Here is a 757-nt window from a genome sequence, read left to right as displayed (position 1 = left end):
CGGCATTGCATAATGGAAGTATGAATCGAGGTCATTTTCCATGCAATGCCCTGAATGCCAGTCCACGCATATCCGCAAAAACGGGAAGAAAAAAGGTAAACAAAATCACATCTGCGTCGATTGCGGGCGACAGTTCATCGATAGCTATGATCCCCCTCAAGGCTACTCCGAGGAAATTAAGCGCGAATGCTTGTTGATGTACACCAATGGTATGGGCTTTCGAGCCATTGAACGAGTCAAAGGGGTGCATCATACAACAATCATTACTTGGGTAAAGCAAGTGGGTGCGAACTTGCCGGATGCTTATGATCCGGAGACAATCCCGGAAGTTGGTGAACTTGACGAACTAGAGACCTTTGTGAGGGCTAAAAAAACAAAATCTGGATCTGGACAGCAGTAGACCACTTTACCTCCGGTATTCTAGGCTGGGTGCTAGGGGATCACAGTGCTGAAACTTTCAAGCCACTTTGGGCAATCGTTGCCCAATGGAAGTGCTATTTCTATGTCACAGATGGTTGGACGGTCTATCCAGGATTCATTTCCGACGGTGATCAGATTGTCAGTAAGACCTACATGACCCGCGTTGAATCAGAGAACACGCGCTTACGGCACTACCTCGCTCGACTGCATCGCAAGACTTTGTGCTACTCGAAGTCAGCGGAAATGCTGAGGCATTCAATACGATTGCTACTTCACTACCTCAAATTTCGGGAGGTGCCGATTCCAAGTTGATGCATACCCTTATTCAGCAACGCCG

The 757-nt window shown here is 47.8% G+C and carries 1 protein-coding gene; it reads left to right on the top strand.

The features are described 5' to 3' along the window. The first annotated feature begins 40 nt into the window (after positions 1 to 40). Positions 41 to 732, top strand: a protein-coding gene (locus OU814_RS31285) for an IS1 family transposase (protein ID WP_268243327.1) whose coding sequence is annotated in 2 segments (ribosomal slippage) — positions 41 to 371 and positions 371 to 732 — 693 coding nt in all. Because the reading frame shifts where the segments join, the coding sequence is not laid out codon by codon here. Positions 733 to 757: the final 25 nt, after the last annotated feature.

The organism is Leptolyngbya sp. GGD, assembly GCF_026735145.1.
GTDB classification, from domain to species: domain Bacteria; phylum Cyanobacteriota; class Cyanobacteriia; order Leptolyngbyales; family Leptolyngbyaceae; genus Leptolyngbya; species Leptolyngbya boryana.
Note: the sequence above shows the minus strand (reverse complement) of the source record. Positions and strands in the feature narration are given on the sequence as shown.